Below are 22,723 nucleotides of genomic sequence, written 5' to 3'. Positions count from 1 at the left end.
TTTCACGGCATGCAAGGCCACCCCGCAATGGCAGGGCAGCAATCAGAAAGGGACAGACACGCGCGTGCGGGCACCGGCCGTGGCCGGCAACCTCATGGAAGAACGTTCAATGCAGCGCGCGTGCGGCTCAGGCGGCCATCAGTGCCGGCGGCCCACGCGCGCCCAATGTGCCGCTGATCCGTTGCGGCAACGCCCGCACCGCGCCGCGCAGTGCGCGGCACACCGGTGCCATCGGCGCCAACAGCAGCACGGCCGCCACCAGCAGGGTGATCAGCCGTGCAGCGATCAGGCAGTAATCGCAGTCCACACCCATCTCATGATCGGCATGTGGATCGGCGGGCGGCTTCTTCGTGGCCCCGCCGTGCGGCATGGCCATTGCGTGATGGTCGTGGTGCCCTTCCATCGCGTGCAGCGCGTGCTCTGCGTGCATTGCGTGGTCCATGGCCGCCACCGGCGCAGCGGCAGCCACGTGACCATGCGCCAGCCAGCGGCTCACCAGCGGGGCGAGCAGCACCAGCAGCATGGCAAGCCATGCCAGGGCCTGGAACCGGCGGTGGAGAACAGAATGGCGCACGCCGCCATTCTACGGGGCCATAGCCAACCTTGGACCCCGTTCAGGGTTTGGCCCCTGCGACACGGTGACGCAGGACTGTCCTCCCCCGCGCACGCCCTCCATTCAGTAGATCCACGCCATGCGTGGATGCTTTTTGCCCATCAACTCACGTACTGGGCCACACCATTACCAAACGACCAATTTTCCCGCTTCACTTCCACCAGATTGATGAACACATCCTCGCGGCGGATGCCCACCGCCGCATGCAGGCCCTCGGCAATGCCCAGGTACAACGCGTTTTTCTGCTCGAGCGTGCGCCCTTCGTTCCAGGTGATCTGGATGCAGATGAAGTCGTCGGTGCGATCCACGCCCAGGTAGCCGGGATCGTAGATCAGCGTGCCGGGCGCGTGTTCCTGGAAGATCTGGAAGCGGTCGTTCTCCGGCACGCCCACTGCGCGCAGGGCCTGGTAGATGGTTTCACCGACCCGTTGCAGGTAGTCGGCGGATTTACCTTTGCGAAGATCGATGCGGGCGAGCGGCATGGTGGCACTCCAGACTGGATGGGTACGACGACAGGCTGAGACTACGCCTGCCCGGGGCGGTGGGACAGCACAGGGATGGAACCCTCTGGCTCCATGCGTGGCATGGCCCCCGCCTCCGGCGCGCGGGGTGACGCGATTGCCATGGCGGCATCCCTCCGGAGTCGTCATGTGCACGGTCGGCAGGGGCGGCGATGTGCGCCATCAGTGATGGGCCGCACTACTCGCGGGTGCTGGACGGCACACATCGGGAAACGTCTGGCCTGCCTAGGGACAGTTGAGAATTTTCCTTACAGACCGATGTGATTGCCCGGCTTGAAGATCGCCGCGCCGGGGCAAGACACCTTGGCCGGGATTGGCGTCTCGAATAAACGAACAGGCTTCAAGGGCTGCGAAAGAAATCGCAGCTGAGAGAATGCATCGACTGCCCTCCATGGCGGCCGGTGCGTGGGGATCACAAGATCCGCCAGGCGTTCTTCTCCCTTGAAGCTTGTTTGCCTTGGTACGCCAACCCGCACCGTCCGCCACCTTCACTCCGGAAGGTGGCCCTACGCCAATGAGGGTTTCGCCATGACCAACCGCACCGCCATCCATCCCCGCCTGCGCGCGCTTATCGGCGACGTCGCAGCCGACGTGCCCGGGGACCTCGCACGCGAGATCGAGTGCGCCCTGAACGAACAGAACCTTCCGGCGCAGTCGGCCACGTTCTTCGCCCGTCTCAATGCGATCAACCATGCCGACGGTGATGACGGACAGCCGTGCAACAGCCTCACTCTCGGTGCCAGCAACCACGCCTCCCTGCGCCGCTCGATGTCTGGGCTCAGCGCAGTACTCGATCTGCTGCAGGCCGCCGACCATGCGCGCAACGAAGGCGGCCCGGACGAACAGTTGGGCGCCTTCCATATCGACGGACTGATCGTGGCCGCACGACAACTGGTGCGCGAAGCACATCATTGCCTCTCCGGCGGCGACGCCTGACCGGCCCGGACGTGCTCCCGCTACAATCGCGCAGGGAGCGCAGGAGACCGCAATGGACGCCGAACACCTGGAGTACTTCAAGGCCGCACTGGAAGGCCGCGCAAGCGTGGGCTGGAACGTCTGGTTCGCCGCCAACCAGCAGGCGCTGGCACAACAGCTGAGCCGCCCTGCACTGTTGCGCTTGAAATTCAGCACACTGGATGAAGCCGAACGTCTGCTCGCCGAAGCCGGCATCGTGCCCCGCAGCACAGCGGGCAAGCGCTACGAAATGTACTGCGCGCAGTTCTCGCCGGACGTGGTGGACGCGAACGGTCGCCCACTGCCGGCCCTCTGGCGCGCGGTGCACGGCGGTGCCATCGGCCTGCTGGCCGACGGTGAGCAGAAGGCCGGCCAGGCGAAGCTGCTCGCGGAGTTCCGCCGCGTCCGCAAGCGCGGGCTGCAACAGGCTCATGAATGGTTGGCCGATCTGTGCTTTGAAGGCGAGATGGAGCTGACCAGCGGCAATGCCGAGGTGGGCCGTGGTCTGCTTGCAGTGGTGGTGCAGGCGGGTAGCGGCCATGACCTGCTGGATGCCACGGCGATGATCGCGCGCGAGCTATTGGACGAACACGGCTGAGACAAGGCCTGTTCCCATTCACAGAAGAAAACCCCTGAGTAAATGAAGGCCAGCAGTGAGCTCAGAGAATGGCTGGGACCGCTGTAGAGCAGGACTTTCCGCCCCCTCCCCTGCGTGGCCCGCATCGACCAACAAGCTTCATGATCGTAATATCCGGTCAAGCCTTACTCGAAGGCGTTTCCGGGGATGCGAAGAATGCGTAGGTGCAGGGATGCTGCAGGTGGTGCAATTTCGCGCTTCAGGAGATTTGAATCTCAATTCCGCCAGTTGGCTGCCATAGGCACCTGGTTGTGCTTTGCGCTGCCATTCGGCCTTGGCCTATTACCATCTGCCATCGCCGCAGGCCAGGAAACAGTCACTTACATCCACACTGACGCCCTTGGCTCCGTCGTCGCCGAAACAGATGCCAATGGGAAAGTGATCAAGCGCTACGACTATGAGCCCTATAGGGCCTTGGTAGGTGGCCAGGCCACAGACGGACCGGGATACACGGGACATGTGAGCGACTCGGTCACCGGGCTGAGCTACATGCAGCAGCGGTGGATCCACAGTTGGGGATTTTCCTATCGGTGGACCCGGTAACGGCCTATCAGAAGCCAGTTGAACAGTTCAACCGGTATCGATATGCCAACGGAAACCCTTACAAGTTCACGGATCCTGATGGGCGGGAGAGTGGTGCAGCCTTCAAGGTAGTCAACGACGCCACGAATGGGCAACCGATTACTCCTCCGCCGAAAAATCCAAGCGATAGCCTCGGACCGGCAATTGGTGTCGCGTTAACCGCAATTCTGGCGGCTCCAGTACTCGCAGAGGGTGGCCTGGCCGCAATGGCAAATCCAGGAGCGGTAGCCACTGCGGCAGAGATTGGCGCAGGAGCCGCCGGTGTCACGGGCACTTCTGGCGCAGTAGCGGGAAAGATCACCGGCTACACTAAGCACGGCTTGAATCAGGCAATCTCCCGCGATGGAGGCAGGGGGGTCTCTGCAAAGGCCATACTATCGGCAGTGAAAGAACCCGCGAAGGTTGCCGAGCAGGCCGGCGGCAAGACGGCGTACACAGGGAAGGATGCGAAAGTAGTTTTGAACGGCGAAGGGAAGGTCATAACGGCCTTCCCGAAGAATAGCGAAGGACTGAGAGACCCGAAGGTAAAGTAAAGATGAAGAAGGATATCTCACCCAGCCTGCGCTCGCTGTTGGTTGAAATCGCAGCGAAGCACAATTTGCTCCTGCCCGAGAATGGCGTCAGATACCTCGTTGAGCGTGATCGCGAGTCGCTGATTGATGCGTTGCTGGAAGAACTGTCAGAGAGCGGCTTGGGGCCTGACGATGAACCTAATCAACGAGGCATTGAGATCGAAGAAATCATTGACTTCGTCGGCCCCGTCGTTGATCGGCCCGATGCGTCGGGTGACTGAAGGCACGTTGATGCGGGCACGGCCTGATTGACGCACGGCGAAGATCAAGCGCGCCGCTGGAAGAACACGGCTGAGACGGAGCGCGCATTCGGCTGATCCTGCTGGATCGCTGGTAACAAAAAAGCCCCCATTTCTGGAGGCTTCTTTCGTTCTGCAACATGGTGGGCGGTACAGGGATCGAACCTGTGACCCTTGCCGTGTGAAGGCAATGCTCTACCGCTGAGCTAACCGCCCGGTGTGTTGCTGAGCCGCTCATTATAGGGGCTTTTCAGAGGCCGTCAACACTTTTTCACATTCGTGTTCACGGGTGTTTTCGGGGTGCGCAGCCGAGCATGGCTCGGCTCTACAGAACAGCGGGTTCACAGGCGTTTCGGGGCATGCAGCCGAGCCCAGCCCGGCGCTACCGGACTCACATCGTATGGGTCGGCTTGTCCGAACCGGTCAGACCGGCCAGCAGGGTCTCGATCTTGTGGCGCACGCCCTCGCCTTCGGCACCGTCGGCCAGCTGCACGCCGATGCCGGCGGTGCGGTTGCCCTGCGCGCCGGCCGGGGTCACCCAGATCACCTTGCCCGCCACCGGCAGGCGCTCGCTGGAATCGGGCAGGGTCAGCAGCAGGAACACCTCGTCGCTCAGGAAGTAGCGCTTGGGCGTGGGCACGAAGATGCCGCCATTCTTCACGAACGGCATGTACGCGCTGTACAGCGCGGCTTTGTCCTTCACGGCCAGGGACAGGATGCCCTGGCGGGCGTTGCTGGCACTCATCGATTTCCCCTTGCGGCAGGCCGCTCGTTCACCTTGTTCCAGGCCAGCAGCAACTCGACCACCGCAAGGTCTGCACGCACCGTGGTGCGCAGCAGGTCGCGGGTGCGGTTGGCCGCATCGAACCAGGCTGCAAGCTTGTGCAATCGCTCCGGCGTGGTCAAGGCATCGGTGCTGGCCTGGGCCAGCGCCAGGTCGGCGGCAAAGCGCAGGCGCAGCGCCGCGTTGTCGTCACCGCACCACTTCTGCGCCAGCTCCACCGCGCCGGTCTTGCCGGCGGCCAGCTGTTCCAGATCTCGACCGACTTCGCGGCGCAGGCTCAGGCCGTCTTCGCGCAGCCAGTTGCCGGCCTGGCCGGGATGGCCGCGCGCGGCGTCCAGCGCTTCGCGCGCCAACGCCTCGCTATGGCCCTGCTGCTGCAGCCAGGCCAGTGCTTCGTGCTGCGGCGGCAGCTTGAACTCCAGGCGCTGGCAACGGCTGCGGATGGTCTGCGGCAGGCGTGCCGGATCGCTGCTGATCAGCCACAGGTAGCGGCCGGGCTGCGGCTCCTCCAGCGTCTTCAGCAGCGCGTTGGCGGCCGAACGGTTGATCGCATCGGCCGGATCGACGATCACGACCTGCGCCACGCCGTACTGCGGGGTCAGCGCCAGCTTGTCGGTGATCTCGCGCACCTGCTCGATGACGATCTCGGTACGCAGCTTGTCGCCGCTCTTGTTCGGAATGAAGCTGACCAGCTGCAGGTCCGGATGGGTGCCGGCGGCGATCAACTGGCGCGTGCGCGTGGCGTGCGTTGCATCGCCCTGCGCCAGCACGTGGTCGGCCAGCGCCAGCGCCACCTCATGCTTGCCCAGCCCGGCCGGGCCGCAGATCAGCAGGCCATGACCGAGGCGACCGGCGTCGAGCGCGGCCACGGTCTGGTCGAACGCGCGCTGCTGCCACGGTGAAAAGGTATTCATGCGCCCTCCCCGTCCTGCAGCCAGCGCTCGACACGCGCAACCACGTCGGCGGCCACGCGTTCCTGCACCTGGCCGGCGTCGATCAACGCAAAGCGCTGCGGGTCCTGCTGTGCGCGGCTGCGGAACACTTCGCGCACGCGCTGGAAGAAATCGTCCTGCTCGCTCTCGATGCGGTCCGGCCACAGGTCGCGACCGTTGGCGCGCGCGCGGCCGACGGCCACGTCCACATCCAGCAACAGGGTCAGCCCCGGCAACAGGCCGACCGCGCGGCGCTCCAGGTCGGCAATCCACTGCGGATCGAGGCCACGGCCGCCGCCCTGGTAGGCGTAGCTGGAATCGGTGAAGCGATCACTCAACACATAGGCACCGCGCTGTAATGCCGGCTGGATCACCTGACGCACATGCTGCGCGCGCGCGGCGAACACCAGCAGCAGTTCGGCTTCGGCGCTGAGCGGCTCGGCAGCGATCTCGGCATCAGGCTTCAGCACCAGGCCGCGGATGCGCTCGGCCAGTGGCGTACCGCCCGGCTCGCGGGTCAGCACCACCTCGTGGCCGTGGCTGCGCAGGCAGTCACGGATGGCATTGATGGCGGTGGTCTTGCCCGCGCCCTCGCCGCCTTCCAGGCTGACGAAACGCGGGTGGCGAAGCAGCGCGGGACTCATTGCGCCGGGGTCTCCTGGGTACGTTGCTGGCGCAGCTGCTGCAGGTAGCGGGCTACGGCGGCGTTGTGCTGGTCCAGGCTGGGCGAGAACACGTGCGCGCCACTGCCATCGCCCACGGCGACGAAGTACAGCGCATCACCGGCGGCCGGCTGCGCGGCGGCCATCAGCGCGTCGCGGCTGGGCATGGCGATCGGGGTCGGGGTCAGGCCAGCGCGGGTATAGGTGTTGTACGGCGTATCGGTAGTCAGGTCGCGACGGCGGATGTTGCCGTCATACGCAGCACCGAGGCCGTAGATCACGGTCGGGTCGGTCTGCAGGCGCATGCCGATCTTCAGGCGGCGCATGAACACCCCGGCAATCTGCGGGCGCTCGCTGGCCAGCGCGGTTTCCTTTTCGATGATCGAGGCCAGCGTCAGCAGTTCGTAGGGCGTGTTGATCGGCAGGTCCGGCGCGCGGCTTTCCCAGGCTTCGTCCAGCGCCTTTTCCATTGCGGCGTGGGCACGCTTGAGCACGTCCAGATCACTGTCGCCGCGCTGGTAGACGTAGGTCTCCGGCAGGAAGCGGCCTTCCGGATGCTGGCCACCGAAGCCCAGGCGCTGCATCAGCGCGGCGTCATCAAGAGTGTCGGTGGTGTGCAGCAGCGGCTCGGCACGCTTGAGTGCGGCACGCAGCTGGCGGATGTTCCAACCCTCCACGATGGTGACGCGGTGCTGCAGCACCTTGCCGGCGCGCATGCGCAGCAGCAGTTCGCGCGGGGTCAGCTCGCCACTGAGCGCGTACTCGCCCACCTTCAGCTTGCCGGCCGCATCGAGCTGGCGCGCCAGCAGCTGCCACTGGGTGTCCTGGCCCTCGTCCACGCCGGCCTCGCGCAGCTTGCGCAGCACGCTGTTCATGCCATCGCCGCTGGCGATGACCACGCTCTCGGCGGTCGGGGTGATCGGGGCATCGGCGAACCGGGTCTGCTGGTGGAAGAACCACGCGCCGGCGCCGGCCACGACGGCGCCCAGCACCACCACCAGCGTTACCACGAAAAGACACCCGCGCTTGGCTCCCGCCATGGACTACCTCTGAACTCGATTCCGTCGTGCAGGATACCGTGCCGGTGGATTGGGGTCATGACCGGGCCACACGCCCGTGCCGACCAACGGTCGGCACCCACCCGAACACTGGCACCCACCGGTACGGTAGTGCCGGCCGCTGGCCGGCAAGCGCGCGGATCGTGGGTGCATGAGGTTGCCGGCCAGCGGCCGGCACTACCGGAACACGCCTACCCCTGCTGGCCCAGCGCGCGCAGCAGGCCGCGGGCCTTGGCGCGGGTCTCGTCCAGTTCCTTGTCCGGGTCCGAATCAACCACGATGCCGGCGCCGGTGCGGAAGCTCACCTCGTGGCCATCCACTTCGGCGGTACGGATCAGGATGTTCAGGTCCAGGTCGCCATCGCGGTTCAGCCAGCCGAACGCGCCGGTGTAGGCACCGCGCGGCACCTGCTCCAGCTCGCTGATGATCTGCATGCAGCGCACCTTGGGGCAGCCGGTGATGGTGCCGCCCGGGAACGTGGCGGCGATCACCTCGCCGGGCGTGACCTCCGGGCGCAGGTGGCCGCTGACGTTGCTGACGATGTGGTGCACATGCGCGTAGCTCTCCACGGTCATCAGCTCATCGACCACCACGGTGCCGGGCAGGCAGATACGGCCCAGGTCGTTGCGCTCCAGGTCGATCAGCATCACGTGCTCGGCACGCTCCTTCGGGTGGCCGACCAGCTCCTGGATGCGCGCGGCATCATCGTCGCCCTCGAAGCGCGGACGCGTGCCGGCAATAGGACGCGTCTGCGCGTGGCCGGCATGCACCGACACCAGCCGTTCCGGCGAGGAACTGACCACGTGGCGGCCGTGCGCGCTGAACAACCCGGCGAACGGTGCCGGGTTGGCACGGCGCAGCTGCGCATACAACGCCTGCGGGCTGACCGGCGCGGCGAACTGCGCGCTCCAGCGCCGCGACAGGTTCACCTGGAACACATCGCCGGCACGCAGGTAGTCGATCACCCGGCGCACGCCATCGGTGAAGCGCTGTGGCGCATCCTCGCCGACCGACTGCGGCGGCTGCCAGCCCTGCCCGGGCTCCGGCAATGCCTGCGACACCAAGGTCATCAGCGCCTCCAGCAGGGTCTGCTCACCGGCTTCGGCGATGACGAAGCTGGCGTCGTTCTGGTGGTCGTGCAGCACCGCGGCCGGGCAGCGCAGCGCCAGCGCGGTCGGGCGGCCGTCCTCGCGCGCGCGCGCCGGCAGCACCGGTTCGATCTGGCTGGCCACTTCGTAATCGAGCATCAACGCCCAGCCGCCGCGGAACGGCAGGCTGTGGCTGCCGTCATGCGGCAGGCGTTCGCGCTGCCAGGCACGGTCCAGCACCTGCAGGAAGCTGCCGGCGTGCACCGCGTCGTGCTGGTCGCGCACCTGGCCATCCGCATCCAGTCGCAGGCGATCGCCCTGCGCGGCCAGCAGCAGGCTCCAGCGGCCCTGCGCGGTGCCCGAGGCAGTGGATTCCATCAGCAGCGGAAAGCGCGCCGGGTCATGCTGCTGCAGGGCCAGCAGGTCGATCGGGTGCGGCAGCGGGTGGATCAGCGGTGCGTGGGTCATGGCAGCCAGTTCTGGGGTTCAGATGCACGGAAGCCGCCTTGCGGCGGCTCCGTAGAACGCGGCATCGAGCATGGCCCGACGCTACAACTCGGTCAGACGCGCTTGAAGATCAGCGTGCCGTTGGTGCCGCCGAAGCCGAAGCCATTGGACATCACCACGTCGACCTTGGCCTGGCGTGCTTCGTTGGGCACGTAGTCCAGGTCGCAGCCCTCGCCCGGCTGCTGCAGGTTGATGGTCGGCGGAATGACGTTGTCCTGCAGCGCCATCACCGAGAAGATCGCTTCCACGCCGCCAGCAGCGCCCAGCAGGTGGCCGGTCATCGACTTGGTGGAGCTGACCATCATCTTGTAGGCGTGGTCGCCGAAGGCGGTCTTCATGGCCATGGTCTCGCCCAGGTCGCCCAGCGGCGTGGAGGTGCCGTGCGCGTTGAGGTAACCCACCTGTTCCGGGGTCACGCCCGCGTCCTTCATGGCCATGACCATGCAGCGCGCGGCGCCTTCGCCGTTCTCGCTCGGTGCGGTCATGTGGTACGCGTCGGAGCTGGCGCCGAAGCCGGCCAGTTCACAGTAGATCTTTGCGCCACGCGCCTTGGCGTGCTCGTACTCTTCCAGGATCAGGATGCCGGCGCCGTCGCCCAGCACGAAGCCGTCACGGTCCTTGTCCCACGGGCGCGAAGCCTGTTCCGGGGCGTCATTGCGGGTGCTCATGGCCTTCATCGCGCAGAAGCCACCCAGTGCGGTCGGCGAGGAGCCACGTTCGGCACCGCCGACCACCATCACGTCGGCGTCGCCGTACTGGATCATGCGCATCGCGGTACCGATCGAATGGTTCGAGGTCGCGCACGCCGACACCGCCGAGAACGACGGGCCCTTCAGGCCGGTGATGATGCTCAGCTGGCCCGGCAGCATGTTGATGATGGTCTTGGGCACGTAGAAGGGCGAGATCTTCTTGCCCTCGTGGAACTCGATGGTCTGCTCTTCGATGCCGAGCAGGCCGCCGATGCCGGCGCCGACGATGGCACCGATGCGCTCGGCATTGGCGTCGGTGATCTCCAGGCCCGAGTCGTGCAGGGCCATGAAGGAGGCACCGAGGCCGTAATGGATGAACGGGTCCATCTTCTTGGCATCCTTGCCGCTGACCCGGAATTTGCCGAACAGTTCGTTGTCGGCGGTGATGTCAAAGCCCTTGACCTCACCTGCAATCTTGGTGGTGAACCGATCCAGGTAGGCATCAGAAATGTTGGTCAGCGGACCGATGCCCGAACGACCGTGGGTGATGCCTTCCCAGCTGCTGGCCAGATCATTGCCCAACGGCGAGACGATACCCAGGCCGGTTACGACGACGCGACGCTTCATTGCTGATTCTCCTGACCCGAAGGTTCAATCGGGTAACACGGTTTGCTTCGGTGTGATGCCCAAACACACGGGGCCGCAACTGCGGCCCCATGGGGTGCGGTGCGCGGCGAGCGTGAGCCCGCGCGCGCACTGCCGTCTGACATCAGGCCTTGACGTGGGCCTTGATGTAGTCGATGGCGGCCTGCACGGTGCTGATCTTCTCGGCTTCTTCGTCCGGGATCTCGCACTCGAATTCTTCTTCCAGGGCCATCACCAGCTCGACGGTGTCCAGCGAGTCAGCGCCCAGGTCATCGACGAACGATGCGCTGTTGGTGACTTCTTCTTCCTTGACGCCAAGCTGTTCGACGACGATTTTCTTGACGCGTTCTTCGATGGTGCTCATGGGATCTCGCTCCAGATGGAGTTGTGGTTCAAAAGTGGTCGCCATCAAGGGCGATGGCCGTGGGATAGTGTAGTGGAAACCGGCGCGGCCTTGCATTGCAGCAAAAACCCCCGCAGATCAACCACTTGCGGCGCAATCCCTGCGCCCCTTGCTTACGGCATGTACATGCCGCCGTTCACATGGAGGGTTTCGCCGGTGATGTAACCGGCAGCCGGGCTGGCCAGGAAGGCCACCGCATGGGCGATGTCTTCCGGCGATCCCAGGCGTTCGAGGGCGATGTCGTTGATCAGCGCGGTGCGCGCTTCTTCCGGCAACGCCTTGGTCATGTCGGTGTCGATGAAGCCAGGTGCGACAACATTGACGGTGACGCCGCGCGAACCGATTTCCTTGGCCAGCGACTTGCTGAAGCCGATGATGCCGGCCTTGGCCGCGGCGTAGTTGGCCTGGCCGGCGTTGCCGGTCACGCCCACCACCGATGCGATGTTGATGATGCGGCCCTTGCGTGCCTTCATCATGCCGCGCATCACCGCCTTGCTGGTGCGGAACACGCTGGTCAGGTTGGTGTCGATGATCGACGCCCAGTCCTCGTCCTTCATGCGCATCAGCAGGTTGTCGCGGGTGATGCCGGCATTGTTGACCAGGATCGAGATCGGGCCGAATTCCTTGGCGATGCCATCGAGCACGCTGTCCAGCGCAGCGGCGTCAGTGACGTTCAGCGCGCGGCCGTGACCGCCGTGGGCGGCCAGGCGCTCACCGATCGCGGCGGCGCCGGATTCGGTGGTGGCGGTGCCGATGACGGTGGCGCCCTGGGCGGCCAGCAGATCGGCGATGGCGGCGCCAATGCCACGGCTGGCACCGGTGACCAGTGCGATTTCACCCTGCAGGGGCTTGCTCATGATGTTTTCCTCAGACGGGAGCGGCCGCCGCACCGTGCCGCTTGCAGCGGCCACCGGTACGGCCGGCAGGAACAGGGAAGGTCAGGCCGACCATGCCTCGCGGGCGGCTTCTAAGTCGCCCGGCGTGGCCAGCGGACGGCCGTCGATGGCCTTGTCGATGCGCTTGACCAGGCCGGTCAGCACCTTGCCCGGGCCGCACTCGGCGATCTGGGTGATGCCGCGGGCGGCCAGCGCCTGCACGCACCCGGTCCACTGCACCGGCTGGTACAGCTGCTGGACCAGCGCGGTGCGGATGGCGTCCACGCCGTCGTGCACCTGGGCATCGACGTTCTGCACCACCGGCAGCTGCGGCGCCTGCCAGGACAGGCCGGCCATCACTTCGGCCAGGCGGTTGGCGGCTTCGCGCATCAACGGGGTGTGCGAGGGCACGCTGACGGCCAGCTTGACCGCCTTGCGCACGCCCTTCTCGGCCAGCAGCGCCAGCGCACGGTCGACCGCATCGGCGTCGCCACCGATCACGATCTGGCCCGGCGAATTGAAGTTGGCCGGCACCACTACCTGGCTGCCTGCGGCTTCGGCACAGACATCCAGCACCAGCTGGTCTTCGGCACCGAGCACGGCGGCCATGGCACCGACACCGGCCGGCGCCGCTTCCTGCATCAGCTGGCCACGCAGGCGCACCAGGTGCGCACCGTCATGCAGGCTCAGCGCGCCGGCGGCAACCAGGGCGGTGTACTCGCCCAGGCTGTGGCCGGACAGCACCGACGGGCGCGGACCGCCCACGGCGTTCCAGGCGCGCCACACGCCGATGCTGGCGGCCAGCAGGGCCGGCTGGGTGTATTCGGTACGGTTGAGCATTTCCTCCGGGCCGCCCTGGGACAACGCCCACAGGTCGACACCGGCACCATCGGATGCCTCGGTGAAGGCTTCACGCACCTGCGGGTGCAGTTCGGCCAGCTCGGCCAGCATGCCCACAGACTGCGAGCCCTGGCCGGGGAAGACAAAAGCGAGGGTGGATACGGTCACGCGGTCATCCGCTTGTTGCAATCGAAGCGGGCCATGATAAGGGGGAATCCGCTGTGTCGTCTGTACGTGCGCGTATGCAGGCGTATGGAGCAATGACAGGGTCAGATCCCTTTTCCACCGGAAATGGGATCTGACCCCGGCCGACGATCAGCAGAACAGCTGCAGGACGTCCAGATCGCCGTCGGCGAGGAAATCCACGCACAGGCCCACCAGCATCAGCACGCCCGCAGTGCTGGCACCGTGGGTGATGAAGATCGAATGGGCCAGCGCGCGCGCTGACCGGCCCAGCTTCATGCAGACCCTGGCCAGGCTGCGCAGGCGGCCACTGACCGCATGCACGTGCTCGCGCACCGGTGCCTGGGCACCGCCCATCGCCTCGGCCATCATCGCCTGCAGGTGCTCGGGGCGGTCGGCATAGTACTTGGCCACGCCATAGCCGAACATCAGCCAGTCACGGGCCTGGGCTTCGGACAGGTCCATCACTTCCAGTGGATCTTCCTCGAAGTCGATGAAACCGACCTTGTCGCCATCCCAGGTGAGGTTGCGCGGCAACGGCTGGCCGAAATAGGCGCCGCGCGCATGCGCTTCGGCAATGGCCTGCATCGCCGCCATGACCAGCCGATCACGACCGGCCTCGTCGGCCTGGCGCAGGCAGGTATTGAACGAGCTGCCGTTGTCGCCGATTACCAGCGCGGCATGGCCGGTGCCCAGCACGTCAGGCACGTTCACACCTTGCGCCTGCAGTTCTGCAAGGCGGCGGGCCTCGGTTTCGCGTGCGGCGTCGCCGCCACGGTGCGGAGGAGGACGAAGGGCATCGAGGTGGAAACGACGGGCAACAAAATTGAGCAGGCCAAGGGCCAGCGCCCGGCTTCCCTTGCCGTACTGCTTCAGCCAGGCACGTTGCCCTTCGATGACGATGGGCTCAACCATGACAGGTCCTCCTTAAACGCGTTACGGCCCCGGAGGGCCGCAACGACAAAGCTTCACATTGTCGTAACTTGCACTATCAATAGCGCAACAGAGCCGAACCCCACGTGAAGCCACCACCGAAGGCCTCCAGCAGCAGCAGCTGGCCGCGCTCGACCTTGCCCGAACGCACGGCGGCGTCGAGCGCCAGCGGCACCGAGCCGGACGAGGTATTGCCATGCTTGTCGACAGTCACCACCACCTGGTCCATCGACATCTCCAGGCGCTTGGCGGTGGCTTCGATGATGCGCAGGTTGGCCTGGTGCGGAATCAGCCAATCCAGGTCGGACTTGTCCAGGCCGTTGGCGGCCAGGGTCTCGTCCACGACCGAGTCCAGCGCCTTGACGGCGTACTTGAACACGTCGTTGCCCTTCATGTTGATGGTGCCGCCACCGTTGGCGCCGTCCTTGAAACCGCTCGAGACGCCGACCGGGTTCCACAGCAGTTCCTTCTTGCTGCCGTCGGCATGCAGGTGGGTGCTGAGGATGCCGGTCTCTTCGTCGGCCTTGAGCACGACGGCGCCAGCGCCATCGCCGAACAGTACGCAGGTGGTGCGATCGTTCCAGTCGACCATGCGGGTCAGCGTTTCGGTGCCGATCACCAGCACGTGCTTGCAGTCACCGGAACGGATGAATTTATCGGCCACGCCCAGCGCGAACACGAAGCCCGAGCAGGCTGCGTTGACGTCGAAGGCGGGGCACCCGGCCACACCGAGCTTGGCCTGGATCAGGCACGCGGTGGACGGGAAAATAAGGTCAGGCGTGGTCGTACCGACCACGATCATGTCGAGCTGCGAAGCGTCGATGCCTGCGGCTTCCAGCGCGCGCAGGGCGGCGTTGTAGCCAAGGTCGCTGGTGGTTTCGCCTTCGGCCGCGATGTGCCGTTCACGAATGCCGGTGCGCGACTGGATCCACTCGTCCGAGGTTTCGACCATTTTTTCCAGGTCGGCGTTGGTCAGGACTTTTTCCGGCAAATAGCTGCCGGTGCCCGCGATCCTCGAGTAGATCCGCTTGCTCATCATGTTTCCTGTTGCGCGGGCCGCCGATCACCGGCACGCCCGGGAAAGAAGGCAAAGGCCGCTGCCCGGAGGCAGCGGCCTTCCCGGCACATCAATCTTCTTCGACGGCCGAGGTCTTGGTCTGGATGACCTTCTTGCCGCGGTAGAAACCATCGGCAGTGATGTGGTGACGCAGATGCACTTCGCCGGTGGTCGGGTCGGTCGACAGCTGCTTGGCGCTCAGGGCGTCATGCGAACGGCGCTGGCCGCGGCGGGACGGGGTAACACGGGATTTCTGGACAGCCATGGGATTGCTCCAAACTCGGTTCGTTTTGCTTCGTCGTTTCGTCGCACAGGACGCCAGCGCCCAGCACACTTTTCGCTTTCGCCGCAGCCGCCGACGACAACCGGCTGCTATTGTTTCTTCAATGCCGCCAACGCCGCAAACGGGTTGGCCTTCTTTGTTTCTTCTTCGCTCGGCGCCCAGTCCTTGTCGACTGCTTCACCGTCGGGCGACAGCGGTACCACCGGCACCGCCAGCACCAGCTCGTCCTCGACCAGATCCAGCGGCTTCAGCTGGCCATCTTCCGGCACCAGCAACGCCTCGTATTCCTCCGGCAGGGACGATTCCTCGTCCTCGTCGCGGATCAGGCCAAGCCTCTGGGTCACCTTCACCGGCAACAGGAATCGCTGCATGCTGCGCTGACAGGTCAGCGGCAACGCGGTGTCGATGGTCAGTTCCACATAGGATACCCGCAAGACGTCGTCGCGACCGAATTCAAGCGAGTAGACGCACTCGCCGTCGGTATCTGCGACCAACCCCTGCAGGCGGGTCAATTCAGCCAGGGAGACCTGACCGTCGAAGCGCCTTCGCGCTACAACCATCCGCCAGGCATCCAGCGTTTCGGGCACGTTCGCGGACATAAGCCGCTGAATACTAAGGATCGGGGCGGCGGCTGTCAAATGCCCGCCATACAGGACTTGCCGCTGGCGCTGCAGACGGGCCAGACTGCTTCGCCCTGCCCCGGTATTGTCGCATGTCACTGGTCCTGGCCTCCACGTCCCGCTACCGCCGTGAACTGCTGCAGCGGCTGGGCCTGCCCTTCGACTGCGCGCGCCCTGAGGTGGATGAAACCCCGTTGAACAACGAAGCGCCCTTGGCCCTGGCCACCCGCCTGGCCGCCACCAAGGCGGTCGAGGTGGCGTGCCGGCATCCCGGCGCGTGGGTGATCGGCTCGGACCAGGTCGCGGACCTGAACGGCCAGCCACTGGGCAAACCGGGTACGGTCGAGGCCGCCTGCGCACAGCTGGCGGCGATGTCCGGGCAGACCGTGCACTTCCATACCGCCGTCTGCCTCAGCCGTGATGGAGCATCATTCACGGCCACCGATCTGACCGAGGTCCGCTTCCGCGCACTGGAACCGGACGAGATCGCCCGCTACGTGGCCACCGAACAGCCGCTGGACTGCGCCGGCAGCTTCAAATGCGAGGGCCTGGGCATCAGCCTGTTCGACGCCATCGACAACCGCGACCCGACCGCGCTGATCGGCCTGCCGCTGATCACGCTATGCGGATTGCTGCGCAGGGCAGGTTTCGCGGTGCCGTGAACGGTAGAGCCGAGCCCATGCCCGGCTGTTTTTTTGAGGCTGCCTGCATCTGAAGCAGAAGCAGCCGAGCATGGGCTCGGCTCTACAGGACCAGAGGACCTCAACGAACCTCGAACGGCTGCTCCTGCCACGCCTCCACGCTGCCATCGCGGCCATGCAGGCGCAGCCCGAGCCAGTGCTTGCCCGGAGCCAGCGTGGTGGTATCCAACGATGCGTCGAAGCCCACCGCCGGATGCTGCGGATCGGTACTGTCCGGCCAGGTGTGGCGCACGTCGAACACACGCCCGTAGCGGGCATCACCGATGGAGCGGCCATCGACCAGCACTTCAACCCGCGCCAGGCCGACGCCATCCTTGAACGCCCAGCCCTTGATCGCGAGCGTGCCGGACACCTTCTCGCCGTTGGACGGCGCATCCAGCCACGCCATCGCCGGCGTCACGCACGGCCCTTGCGCGCGCTGCACCGGCAGGCGGAACAACAGGAAGCGCTGGAATCCGTGATCACTGCTGACCACGCGTGGCGCAGGCAGCGGCCCCACCTGATCGCAGATGACGTGATAGCGCGCCAGCAGTTCGCGATAGCGCTGGTCGCTGGGTGACAGCACGAGCAGCATCGGCGCCGTGCGCTCGCCCTGATGCAGCAGGCCCCACTGTGCCAGCTGTGCGGTGCGGCCATGCTTGTCATTGAGCGGATGCGGCAGCACCTCGATGTTGCCATTGCCCAGCTGGAAACCCAGTTCAGCGCCGACCTTGAAGTTGCCGGCCAGCACGCGTGTCCCTTGCGGCATCTGCCGCAACTCCTCGCGCACCGCTACCGCCAGGGGTTGCCAGCCGGCGAAATTGCGCGGGTAGTACTTGCTGCCGGCCATCTGCTCGCGCAGTGCCGGCGTGGAGGCCATCAGGTAGTAGCCGAAGGCCAGCACCATGCCCGCACCGGCCAACCACCAGCCGGTGCGGCGCAGCCAGCGCGGCCAGCCGTTGAGCACCACCGGCACCGCCACCAGCAGTGCGAGGTAACCCGGCAGCGGCCAGTGGAAACTGATCCGCTCGACGTCAGTAAAGAAGCCGAGCACGAAAATGCCCAGCGTGGATACGCCGCCCACCAGGCCGAAATAGCGCCACTGCACGCGCGCGCCGCCACCGCTCCGGGTTCCTGCCAGCGCCACCTTCCACATCGCCATGCACAGGATCGGCGTCACCAGCATCGGCTGGATCACCAGGAACCACAGCCCGCCCCATTCGAAGGCCCAGGGATGACGCTCGACCACCTGGAATTTCAGCCCGGCATCGTGGTTGTCCGCATTCCACGCCAGCAGTGGCAGCCACGCCAGCACGCCCACCGCCAACGCGACCCATACGCGCGGATCGGCCAGCATGCGCCTCCCCTGCGGCAATGCCAGCAGCGCAATGAAACCCACGCCGATGACACCGATGAAGCGGTAATGGCTGAGCGCACCGATCAACAGGCCCAGCGCCAGCTTCATCGCCGAGGAGGCATCCACGTTGTGCAGCAGGCGCGCGCCGGCATGCAGGCAGATCACCGCCGCCAGTGCCATCGGCACGTCCGGCACCGCCAGCAGGCCCAGCGTCGCCGACAACGGCATCAACAGCGTGAGGCTGCCCGCCTGCCAACCGGCCACGTTGCCGAACCAGCGCGTGGCCGTGCGCACCACCAGCAGCGGCAGCAGCGCACCGATGGCCAGGAATGGCAGGCGCAACGCGAGCACGTGATGGCCACCGATCTCAACGCCCAGCCGGGCCAGCCACGCGGTCAGCCCGGGCAGGTCCGAATAGGCTGCGGCCAGATGCTGGCCTTCCTGCCAATAGAACGCTTCGTCGACGAACAGCGGCAGGCGCGCGGCAACGATCAGCTTGGCCGCTGTGACCAGCGTCCATAACCAGAGAAATATCGTCCGTGCGCGCTGTTCGCCTTGCATTGCTCTATGGATAATCGAGTGGATTCCAGATCTGAGACGATCATGCCAGCCTCGTCCCCCAATCCCAGCATGCTAACCGATCAATTGCGTCAGGCCCTGCGGGAGGCACAGGATCAGGTCAACGCACTGGTGCTGGGCAAGGTGCCGGAAGTCAGGCTGGCCTTCGTCGCATTGCTGTCCGGCGGCCACCTGCTGATCGAAGACCTGCCCGGCCTGGGCAAGACCACGCTGGCGCATGCGCTGGCCAGCAGCCTGGGCCTCAGTTTCCAGCGCGTGCAGTTCACCTCAGACCTGTTGCCCGCCGATGTGCTGGGCGTGTCGGTGTATGAAGCCGGCAGCCGCCAGTTCCAGTTCCACCCAGGCCCGGTATTCACCCACGTACTGCTGGCCGACGAGATCAATCGCGCCCCCCCGCGCACGCAGAGCGCGTTGCTGGAAGCGATGGCCGAGCAGCAGGTCACCCTGGACGGGCAGACGCACCCGCTGCCGGACCCTTTCTTCGTCATCGCCACACAGAACCCGGTGGACCTGTCAGGCACCTTCCCGCTGCCGGATTCACAGCTGGATCGCTTCCTGCTGCGGCTGGCGATGGGCTATCCCAGCGCCCAGGCCGAGCGCGAGCTGCTGCGTGGCAGCGACCGCCGCGACCTGATCGCGCGGGCCGTGCCGAAGCTGGATGACACCCAGGTGCGCACGTTGCGCGACGCGGTGAACCAGGTGCATGCCAGCGACGCGCTGATCGACTATGTGCAGGCCCTGCTGACCCGCAGCCGCCAGCACGCAGGCGTGCGCGTCGGCCTGTCGCCGCGTGCCGGCCTGGCGCTGCTGCGTGCAGCCAGAGCACATGCTCTGCTGCTGGGTCGCGCGCATGTGGTGCCGGAGGACGTGCAGACGCTGTTCGTCGCCGTGGCCGGCCACCGGTTGGTGGCGGAAGCCGAATCCAGTTCGGGGCCGGCATTGGCACGCGCGATCCTGCAGACCGTCGCGGTGGATTGAACGTGGCCACACGCTGGGCACGCATGCAGCTGCTGGCTCGGCCGCGCAGGCCCGAAGCCTTGCCGAAGCGACTGGATCGCCATCGCATCTATGTGCTGCCCACCCGCTTCGGCCTGTTCGTTGCAATCCTGCTGGCAGCCATGCTGCTGGGCGCGCTGAACTACAACAACAATCCCGCCCTGCTGCTGGCCCTGCTGCTGGCGGCAGCGGCAATCGCCAGTGCCATTGCCGCGCATCTCCAGTTGTCCGGCGTACAGATCGACGCGATCTCCGCCGAGCCGGTACCGGCCGGGCAACCCTTGCGCCTGCGCGTGGACCTCTCTCTGCGGGATCCGCGTGCGCGGCACGGCCTTCATCTCCAGCTGGGCGACAGCCAGGCCTGGACCTCGCTGCCTGCACACGGCCGTGGTGAAGTGGAACTGGAGGTTCCCAGCGAACGCCGGGGCTGGCTGGAGCTTCCACGTATCCGCCTGTCCACGACCCAGCCCCTGGGCCTGGTGCGGGCGTGGTCGTGGGTGTGGCCGGAACAGCCGCTGCTGGTCTACCCACTGGCCGAAGCCCTGGCGCCTGCACTGCCGGAGAGCGGCAGCGATCCGCTGCATACCCGTGCCCACGCCAGCGGCGAGGAACTGCATCAGCTGCGCCCCTACCGGGCGGGCGATGCGCCGCGCAGCATTTCCTGGAAGCACTCGGCACGCCGCGACAGCCTGCTGGTGCGCGAGTACGAAAAACCGGTCGGCATCGAAGTAGTCCTCGACTGGCGCGCATTGGCGCCGCTGGGCCAAGAAGCACGCATCGCTCGATTGGCGCGCTGGGTGGATGTAGCCGAGCGCGAGGGCCGCCGCTACACCCTGTTGCTGCCTGCACACCCGCCGTTCGGGCCCGGACAGGGCGCCAGCCACCACCACCTGTGCCTGCGCGCGCTGGCGCTGATGCCGCATGACTGAGACCCCGGAGCTGCTCGACCGCAACGCCCGCAACTGGACCCTGGCCAGCGCGGCGCTGGCTCTGTTGCCGCTGCTGCTGCAGCTGCCGCCACTGCTGGCGGGCGTGATCGCGCTGGCGGCGATTTTCACCGCCGCCCTGTCGCGGCGGACAGTGCTGCCGATGCCGGTGCGCCTGCTGCTGGTGCTGGCCATGCTCGGCGCCATCGTCTGGCAGATGGGCATGGTGCGCCCAGGACGCGACACCGGTTGCGCGCTGCTGGCCGCGATGCTGGCGATCAAGTCCAGCGAGCTGCGCAGCCTGCGTGATGCCCGCAGTCTGCTCGGCTTTGCGCTGTTCTCGCCCTTTGCAGCATTCCTGCTCGACCAGGGGCCGCTGACAACAGCACTGGCCGCGCTGGCCGGGGTCAGCGCACTGCTCGCCCTGCAACGCCTGGCCCAGGATGAAGGCCATGCTGGCCGCCTGCCGTTGCACGGGCAGCTGCGTGGTGTCGGCCGCCTGCTGGCGATCGGCCTGCCGCTGGCATTGGCCTGCTTCTGGCTGTTCCCGCGCCTTGCCACGCCACTGTGGGGCGTTCCCGAGCGCGCCGTGGGTACACCGGGGCTGTCCGACAGCATGGAACCCGGCCAGTGGCTGGACCTGATGGCCGACGACACCCCGGCGTTGCGCGTGCAGTTCTTCGGTGCCCCACCCGAGCCGGCGCAGCGCTACTGGCGCGGCCCTGTACTGACCGCCTTCGATGGACGGCGCTGGACACGCGAGCCTGCGAGCGCGCGGCGACCTGCTGCGGTGGTTGAAGCCGGTACACAGGGCTGGGATTACCAGATCGACTACGAGCCGACTGACCGCCGCCAGCTTGTGGCGCTGGACCTGCCCAGCGGTGCGCCTGCGGGCAGCATGCTGGATGCGGACATGAGCCTGCGCAGCGAACGCCCGCTGGCCTCGCTCAGCCGCTGGCGATTGCATTCGGCCCCTCCACGGCAGTTCGACAGCACGCTGTCGCCCCTTCTGCGCCGCGCGACGCTGCAGCTGCCGGCCGGCTTCAACCCGCGCACCGCCACCCTGGCCCAGCAATGGCGACAGGACGCCGGCGGTGATGACGAGGCCATCGTGCGCCGCGCGCTGCAGTGGATCACCACGGATTTCTCGTACACGCTGGATACCCCGGCGGCGGGGCGCGACCCGATCGACGAGTTCCTGTTCGGCTACAAGGCCGGCTTCTGTGAACACTTCAGCTCGGCTTTCGTGGTGCTGATGCGCAACGCGGGTGTACCCGCGCGGGTGGTGACCGGTTTCGCCGGCGGCACCCGCAACCGCATCGGCGACTACTGGGTGGTGCGGCGGATGGATGCCCACGCCTGGGCCGAGGTGTGGCTGCCGCAGCGCGGCTGGGTACGGGTAGACCCGACGGCGGCCGTGGCACCGGAACGCATCCTGGACACGCTGGACGACCGCCTGCAGGCCGGCACGGACACACCACTGCGACAGCGGTGGCTGCAGCTGGGCCAGATGGGGGATTGGCTGCGCCGCGGCTGGAACGATCTGGTGCTGTCCTTCGATGCGCGCCGCCAGCAGCAACTGCTCAAGCCTTTCGGGCTGGACGATCTGGGTCCCGGGCAGCTGGTCGCCGGCTTCGTCGTGGCCGCCCTGCTGGCACTGGCGTGGATGGCCTGGCTGCTGGCCCGCGGCGAGCGCGAACGCGACCCGCTGCTGCGCGCCTGGCATCGCCTCGGGCGACGCTACGCCCGCCTCGGCCTGGCCCGAGAACCGCACGAAACCGCACAGCACTGGGCACAGCGGGTTCACCGGCAGCGACCCGACCCGACCCTGCTCGCGCTCAGCCAGCGTTTCGCCGACGCGCGCTACGCTGGAACTTGCAACGACCTCGCCTCATTATTGCGGGACCTGCGCAGGCATCGCCCGACTTCCGGAGCCTCCCCATGAACACCAAGTTCCTCCTCACCGCTGTGGCCACGCTGGCCCTGTCGGCCTGCGCCACGGCCCCGAAGCCGCTGCAGGGACAGTTCAGCCTGGTCTCTCCTCGCGACTCGGTCGCTACCCAGCAGGTCGGCACGCCGGTCCGTTGGGGCGGTCGCATCATCGAAACCAAGCCTGGCCAGGGCGAGACCTGCTTCCAGATCATCTCGCGCCCGCTCAATGGCAGTGGCCGCCCGAACACCACCTCGTCCGATGCCAGCGACGGCCGCTTCATCGCCTGCCGTGCCGGCTTCTACGACCCGGCGGTGTTCGAGGCCGGTCGTGACGTCACCTTCATCGGCAAGATCGACGGCTACCAGAACACCCGCATCGGCGAGTACGACTATCGCCTGCCGAAGCTGGCGGCCGATGTCATCTACCTGTGGCCGGAACAGCGCCAGGTCGATGTGGTGCCCTACCCCTATGGCCCGTGGGGTCCGGGTCCGTGGGGCCCTTACTGGGGCGGCTATGGCCGCTGGGGCTGGTGGTGATCGCCACCGCACAGGCATGACGGAAAGGCCGCCCTCGGG

25 protein-coding genes and 1 tRNA gene are annotated in these 22,723 nt (G+C 66.5%); 9 read left to right on the top strand and 17 right to left on the bottom strand.

Annotation, left to right across the window (positions count from 1 at the left end; all coding sequences use genetic code 11):
* Window positions 1-127 precede the first annotated feature (127 nt).
* Window positions 128-523, bottom strand: coding sequence for a DUF2946 family protein (locus tag N5C25_RS00205; RefSeq protein ID WP_014646198.1), 396 nt, complete (start codon window positions 521-523; stop codon window positions 128-130).
* A gap of 191 nt (window positions 524-714) precedes the next feature.
* Window positions 715-1,095 (bottom strand): tautomerase family protein, encoded by a 381-nt coding sequence (locus N5C25_RS00200; protein WP_058979427.1) that lies wholly within the window; start codon window positions 1,093-1,095, stop codon window positions 715-717.
* A gap of 567 nt (window positions 1,096-1,662) precedes the next feature.
* Here N5C25_RS00200 and N5C25_RS00195 point away from each other — a divergent pair.
* The 4 genes from N5C25_RS00195 to N5C25_RS00180 all read left to right on the top strand — a co-directional run bounded on the left by N5C25_RS00195 (window position 1,663) and on the right by N5C25_RS00180 (window position 4,100).
* On the top strand, window positions 1,663-2,070 hold the full coding sequence (locus N5C25_RS00195) for a hypothetical protein (protein ID WP_058979429.1): 408 nt from the start codon (window positions 1,663-1,665) through the stop codon (window positions 2,068-2,070).
* 52 nt (window positions 2,071-2,122) lie between these two features.
* Window positions 2,123-2,686 (top strand): hypothetical protein, encoded by a 564-nt coding sequence (locus N5C25_RS00190; RefSeq protein WP_279936117.1) that lies wholly within the window; start codon window positions 2,123-2,125, stop codon window positions 2,684-2,686.
* A 539-nt stretch (window positions 2,687-3,225) separates the two neighbouring features.
* Window positions 3,226-3,840: an RHS repeat-associated core domain-containing protein gene (locus tag N5C25_RS00185; RefSeq protein ID WP_279936116.1), complete on the top strand. Its 615-nt coding sequence runs from the start codon at window positions 3,226-3,228 to the stop codon at window positions 3,838-3,840.
* Window positions 3,841-3,842: 2 nt separating this feature from the next.
* Window positions 3,843-4,100: a hypothetical protein gene (locus N5C25_RS00180; RefSeq protein WP_021202623.1), complete on the top strand. Its 258-nt coding sequence runs from the start codon at window positions 3,843-3,845 to the stop codon at window positions 4,098-4,100.
* Between the two features lie 159 nt (window positions 4,101-4,259).
* On the opposite strand, the gene N5C25_RS00175 is transcribed toward N5C25_RS00180, so the two are convergent.
* The 14 genes from N5C25_RS00175 to N5C25_RS00110 form a co-directional block, all read right to left on the bottom strand.
* Window positions 4,260-4,334, bottom strand: a tRNA-Val gene (locus tag N5C25_RS00175).
* 175 nt (window positions 4,335-4,509) lie between these two features.
* Window positions 4,510-4,863, bottom strand: a complete 354-nt coding sequence (locus N5C25_RS00170) for a PilZ domain-containing protein (protein ID WP_065177971.1) — start codon at window positions 4,861-4,863, stop codon at window positions 4,510-4,512.
* Window positions 4,860-5,816, bottom strand: coding sequence for a DNA polymerase III subunit delta' (locus tag N5C25_RS00165; RefSeq protein ID WP_279936115.1), 957 nt, complete (start codon window positions 5,814-5,816; stop codon window positions 4,860-4,862). Before N5C25_RS00165 ends, N5C25_RS00170 begins: the two co-directional genes overlap by 4 nt.
* The gene (gene tmk / locus N5C25_RS00160; protein ID WP_058979432.1) at window positions 5,813-6,478 is read right to left on the bottom strand and encodes a dTMP kinase; all 666 of its coding nucleotides are present in this window, start codon (window positions 6,476-6,478) and stop codon (window positions 5,813-5,815) included. Before tmk ends, N5C25_RS00165 begins: the two co-directional genes overlap by 4 nt.
* The gene (mltG, locus tag N5C25_RS00155) at window positions 6,475-7,536 is read right to left on the bottom strand and encodes an endolytic transglycosylase MltG (protein ID WP_058979434.1); all 1,062 of its coding nucleotides are present in this window, start codon (window positions 7,534-7,536) and stop codon (window positions 6,475-6,477) included. Before mltG ends, tmk begins: the two co-directional genes overlap by 4 nt.
* Before the next feature lie 209 nt (window positions 7,537-7,745).
* Complete coding sequence (locus N5C25_RS00150) at window positions 7,746-9,110, bottom strand: aminodeoxychorismate synthase component I (protein ID WP_279936114.1); 1,365 nt, start codon at window positions 9,108-9,110, stop codon at window positions 7,746-7,748.
* Window positions 9,111-9,202: 92 nt separating this feature from the next.
* Entirely contained in the window at window positions 9,203-10,465 is a 1,263-nt protein-coding gene (gene fabF / locus N5C25_RS00145; RefSeq protein ID WP_019659496.1) for a beta-ketoacyl-ACP synthase II, read from the bottom strand.
* A gap of 142 nt (window positions 10,466-10,607) precedes the next feature.
* The gene (gene acpP / locus N5C25_RS00140; RefSeq protein ID WP_005415509.1) at window positions 10,608-10,847 is read right to left on the bottom strand and encodes an acyl carrier protein; all 240 of its coding nucleotides are present in this window, start codon (window positions 10,845-10,847) and stop codon (window positions 10,608-10,610) included.
* A gap of 152 nt (window positions 10,848-10,999) precedes the next feature.
* A complete protein-coding gene (gene fabG / locus N5C25_RS00135; RefSeq protein WP_005408312.1) occupies window positions 11,000-11,743 on the bottom strand; it encodes a 3-oxoacyl-ACP reductase FabG in 744 nt (247 codons plus the stop codon).
* A gap of 81 nt (window positions 11,744-11,824) precedes the next feature.
* Window positions 11,825-12,769 carry an ACP S-malonyltransferase gene (fabD, locus tag N5C25_RS00130; RefSeq protein WP_279936113.1) on the bottom strand — a complete coding sequence of 315 codons (945 nt, stop codon included), beginning with the start codon at window positions 12,767-12,769 and terminating at the stop codon, window positions 11,825-11,827.
* 147 nt (window positions 12,770-12,916) lie between these two features.
* Window positions 12,917-13,699: a serine/threonine protein kinase gene (locus N5C25_RS00125; RefSeq protein ID WP_019659499.1), complete on the bottom strand. Its 783-nt coding sequence runs from the start codon at window positions 13,697-13,699 to the stop codon at window positions 12,917-12,919.
* A 76-nt stretch (window positions 13,700-13,775) separates the two neighbouring features.
* Window positions 13,776-14,753, bottom strand: coding sequence for a beta-ketoacyl-ACP synthase III (locus N5C25_RS00120; protein ID WP_019659500.1), 978 nt, complete (start codon window positions 14,751-14,753; stop codon window positions 13,776-13,778).
* Window positions 14,754-14,844: 91 nt separating this feature from the next.
* Window positions 14,845-15,039 carry a 50S ribosomal protein L32 gene (gene rpmF, locus N5C25_RS00115; RefSeq protein WP_005408308.1) on the bottom strand — a complete coding sequence of 65 codons (195 nt, stop codon included), beginning with the start codon at window positions 15,037-15,039 and terminating at the stop codon, window positions 14,845-14,847.
* A gap of 107 nt (window positions 15,040-15,146) precedes the next feature.
* Complete coding sequence (locus tag N5C25_RS00110) at window positions 15,147-15,656, bottom strand: YceD family protein (RefSeq protein WP_019659501.1); 510 nt, start codon at window positions 15,654-15,656, stop codon at window positions 15,147-15,149.
* A gap of 113 nt (window positions 15,657-15,769) precedes the next feature.
* Here N5C25_RS00110 and N5C25_RS00105 point away from each other — a divergent pair, with 113 nt between their 5' ends.
* On the top strand, window positions 15,770-16,339 hold the full coding sequence (locus N5C25_RS00105; RefSeq protein ID WP_019659502.1) for a Maf family nucleotide pyrophosphatase: 570 nt from the start codon (window positions 15,770-15,772) through the stop codon (window positions 16,337-16,339).
* A 100-nt stretch (window positions 16,340-16,439) separates the two neighbouring features.
* Here N5C25_RS00105 and N5C25_RS00100 read toward each other — a convergent pair whose 3' ends face one another.
* A complete protein-coding gene (locus N5C25_RS00100) occupies window positions 16,440-18,275 on the bottom strand; it encodes a glycosyltransferase family 39 protein (protein WP_058979444.1) in 1,836 nt (611 codons plus the stop codon).
* A 42-nt stretch (window positions 18,276-18,317) separates the two neighbouring features.
* Between N5C25_RS00100 and N5C25_RS00095 the strand changes: the two genes are divergently transcribed.
* From N5C25_RS00095 to N5C25_RS00080, 4 genes are read left to right on the top strand one after another with little or no spacing between them, the layout of a single operon-like run.
* Window positions 18,318-19,271 carry an AAA family ATPase gene (locus tag N5C25_RS00095; RefSeq protein ID WP_019659504.1) on the top strand — a complete coding sequence of 318 codons (954 nt, stop codon included), beginning with the start codon at window positions 18,318-18,320 and terminating at the stop codon, window positions 19,269-19,271.
* 23 nt (window positions 19,272-19,294) lie between these two features.
* Window positions 19,295-20,218: a DUF58 domain-containing protein gene (locus N5C25_RS00090; protein ID WP_032955142.1), complete on the top strand. Its 924-nt coding sequence runs from the start codon at window positions 19,295-19,297 to the stop codon at window positions 20,216-20,218.
* Window positions 20,211-22,160, top strand: a complete 1,950-nt coding sequence (locus tag N5C25_RS00085; RefSeq protein ID WP_262214649.1) for a DUF3488 and transglutaminase-like domain-containing protein — start codon at window positions 20,211-20,213, stop codon at window positions 22,158-22,160. Before N5C25_RS00090 ends, N5C25_RS00085 begins: the two co-directional genes overlap by 8 nt.
* Window positions 22,157-22,684 carry a Slp family lipoprotein gene (locus N5C25_RS00080; protein WP_019659507.1) on the top strand — a complete coding sequence of 176 codons (528 nt, stop codon included), beginning with the start codon at window positions 22,157-22,159 and terminating at the stop codon, window positions 22,682-22,684. Before N5C25_RS00085 ends, N5C25_RS00080 begins: the two co-directional genes overlap by 4 nt.
* Window positions 22,685-22,723 lie beyond the last annotated feature (39 nt).

It is taken from the genome of Stenotrophomonas sp. GD03958 (assembly GCF_029839005.1).
Lineage (GTDB): Bacteria > Pseudomonadota > Gammaproteobacteria > Xanthomonadales > Xanthomonadaceae > Stenotrophomonas > Stenotrophomonas hibiscicola.
Note: the sequence above shows the minus strand (reverse complement) of the source record. Positions and strands in the feature narration are given on the sequence as shown.

Excerpts from the sequence above, each read along its gene's own strand:
- N5C25_RS00205 (WP_014646198.1), bottom strand. The coding sequence starts at position 523 with ATGCTGCTGGTGCTGCTCGCCCCGCTGGTGAGCCGCTGGCTGGCGCAT.
- N5C25_RS00200 (WP_058979427.1), bottom strand. The coding sequence starts at position 1,095 with ATGCCGCTCGCCCGCATCGATCTTCGCAAAGGTAAATCCGCCGACTAC.
- N5C25_RS00195 (WP_058979429.1), top strand. The coding sequence starts at position 1,663 with ATGACCAACCGCACCGCCATCCATCCCCGCCTGCGCGCGCTTATCGGC.
- N5C25_RS00190 (WP_279936117.1), top strand. The coding sequence starts at position 2,123 with ATGGACGCCGAACACCTGGAGTACTTCAAGGCCGCACTGGAAGGCCGC.
- N5C25_RS00180 (WP_021202623.1), top strand. The coding sequence starts at position 3,843 with ATGAAGAAGGATATCTCACCCAGCCTGCGCTCGCTGTTGGTTGAAATC.
- N5C25_RS00170 (WP_065177971.1), bottom strand. The coding sequence starts at position 4,863 with ATGAGTGCCAGCAACGCCCGCCAGGGCATCCTGTCCCTGGCCGTGAAG.
- N5C25_RS00165 (WP_279936115.1), bottom strand. The coding sequence starts at position 5,816 with ATGAATACCTTTTCACCGTGGCAGCAGCGCGCGTTCGACCAGACCGTG.
- tmk (WP_058979432.1), bottom strand. The coding sequence starts at position 6,478 with ATGAGTCCCGCGCTGCTTCGCCACCCGCGTTTCGTCAGCCTGGAAGGC.
- mltG (WP_058979434.1), bottom strand. The coding sequence starts at position 7,536 with ATGGCGGGAGCCAAGCGCGGGTGTCTTTTCGTGGTAACGCTGGTGGTG.
- N5C25_RS00150 (WP_279936114.1), bottom strand. The coding sequence starts at position 9,110 with ATGACCCACGCACCGCTGATCCACCCGCTGCCGCACCCGATCGACCTG.
- fabF (WP_019659496.1), bottom strand. The coding sequence starts at position 10,465 with ATGAAGCGTCGCGTCGTCGTAACCGGCCTGGGTATCGTCTCGCCGTTG.
- acpP (WP_005415509.1), bottom strand. The coding sequence starts at position 10,847 with ATGAGCACCATCGAAGAACGCGTCAAGAAAATCGTCGTCGAACAGCTT.
- fabG (WP_005408312.1), bottom strand. The coding sequence starts at position 11,743 with ATGAGCAAGCCCCTGCAGGGTGAAATCGCACTGGTCACCGGTGCCAGC.
- N5C25_RS00125 (WP_019659499.1), bottom strand. The coding sequence starts at position 13,699 with ATGGTTGAGCCCATCGTCATCGAAGGGCAACGTGCCTGGCTGAAGCAG.
- N5C25_RS00120 (WP_019659500.1), bottom strand. The coding sequence starts at position 14,753 with ATGAGCAAGCGGATCTACTCGAGGATCGCGGGCACCGGCAGCTATTTG.
- rpmF (WP_005408308.1), bottom strand. The coding sequence starts at position 15,039 with ATGGCTGTCCAGAAATCCCGTGTTACCCCGTCCCGCCGCGGCCAGCGC.
- N5C25_RS00110 (WP_019659501.1), bottom strand. The coding sequence starts at position 15,656 with ATGTCCGCGAACGTGCCCGAAACGCTGGATGCCTGGCGGATGGTTGTA.
- N5C25_RS00105 (WP_019659502.1), top strand. The coding sequence starts at position 15,770 with ATGTCACTGGTCCTGGCCTCCACGTCCCGCTACCGCCGTGAACTGCTG.
- N5C25_RS00100 (WP_058979444.1), bottom strand. The coding sequence starts at position 18,275 with ATGCAAGGCGAACAGCGCGCACGGACGATATTTCTCTGGTTATGGACG.
- N5C25_RS00095 (WP_019659504.1), top strand. The coding sequence starts at position 18,318 with ATGCCAGCCTCGTCCCCCAATCCCAGCATGCTAACCGATCAATTGCGT.
- N5C25_RS00090 (WP_032955142.1), top strand. The coding sequence starts at position 19,295 with ATGCAGCTGCTGGCTCGGCCGCGCAGGCCCGAAGCCTTGCCGAAGCGA.
- N5C25_RS00085 (WP_262214649.1), top strand. The coding sequence starts at position 20,211 with ATGACTGAGACCCCGGAGCTGCTCGACCGCAACGCCCGCAACTGGACC.
- N5C25_RS00080 (WP_019659507.1), top strand. The coding sequence starts at position 22,157 with ATGAACACCAAGTTCCTCCTCACCGCTGTGGCCACGCTGGCCCTGTCG.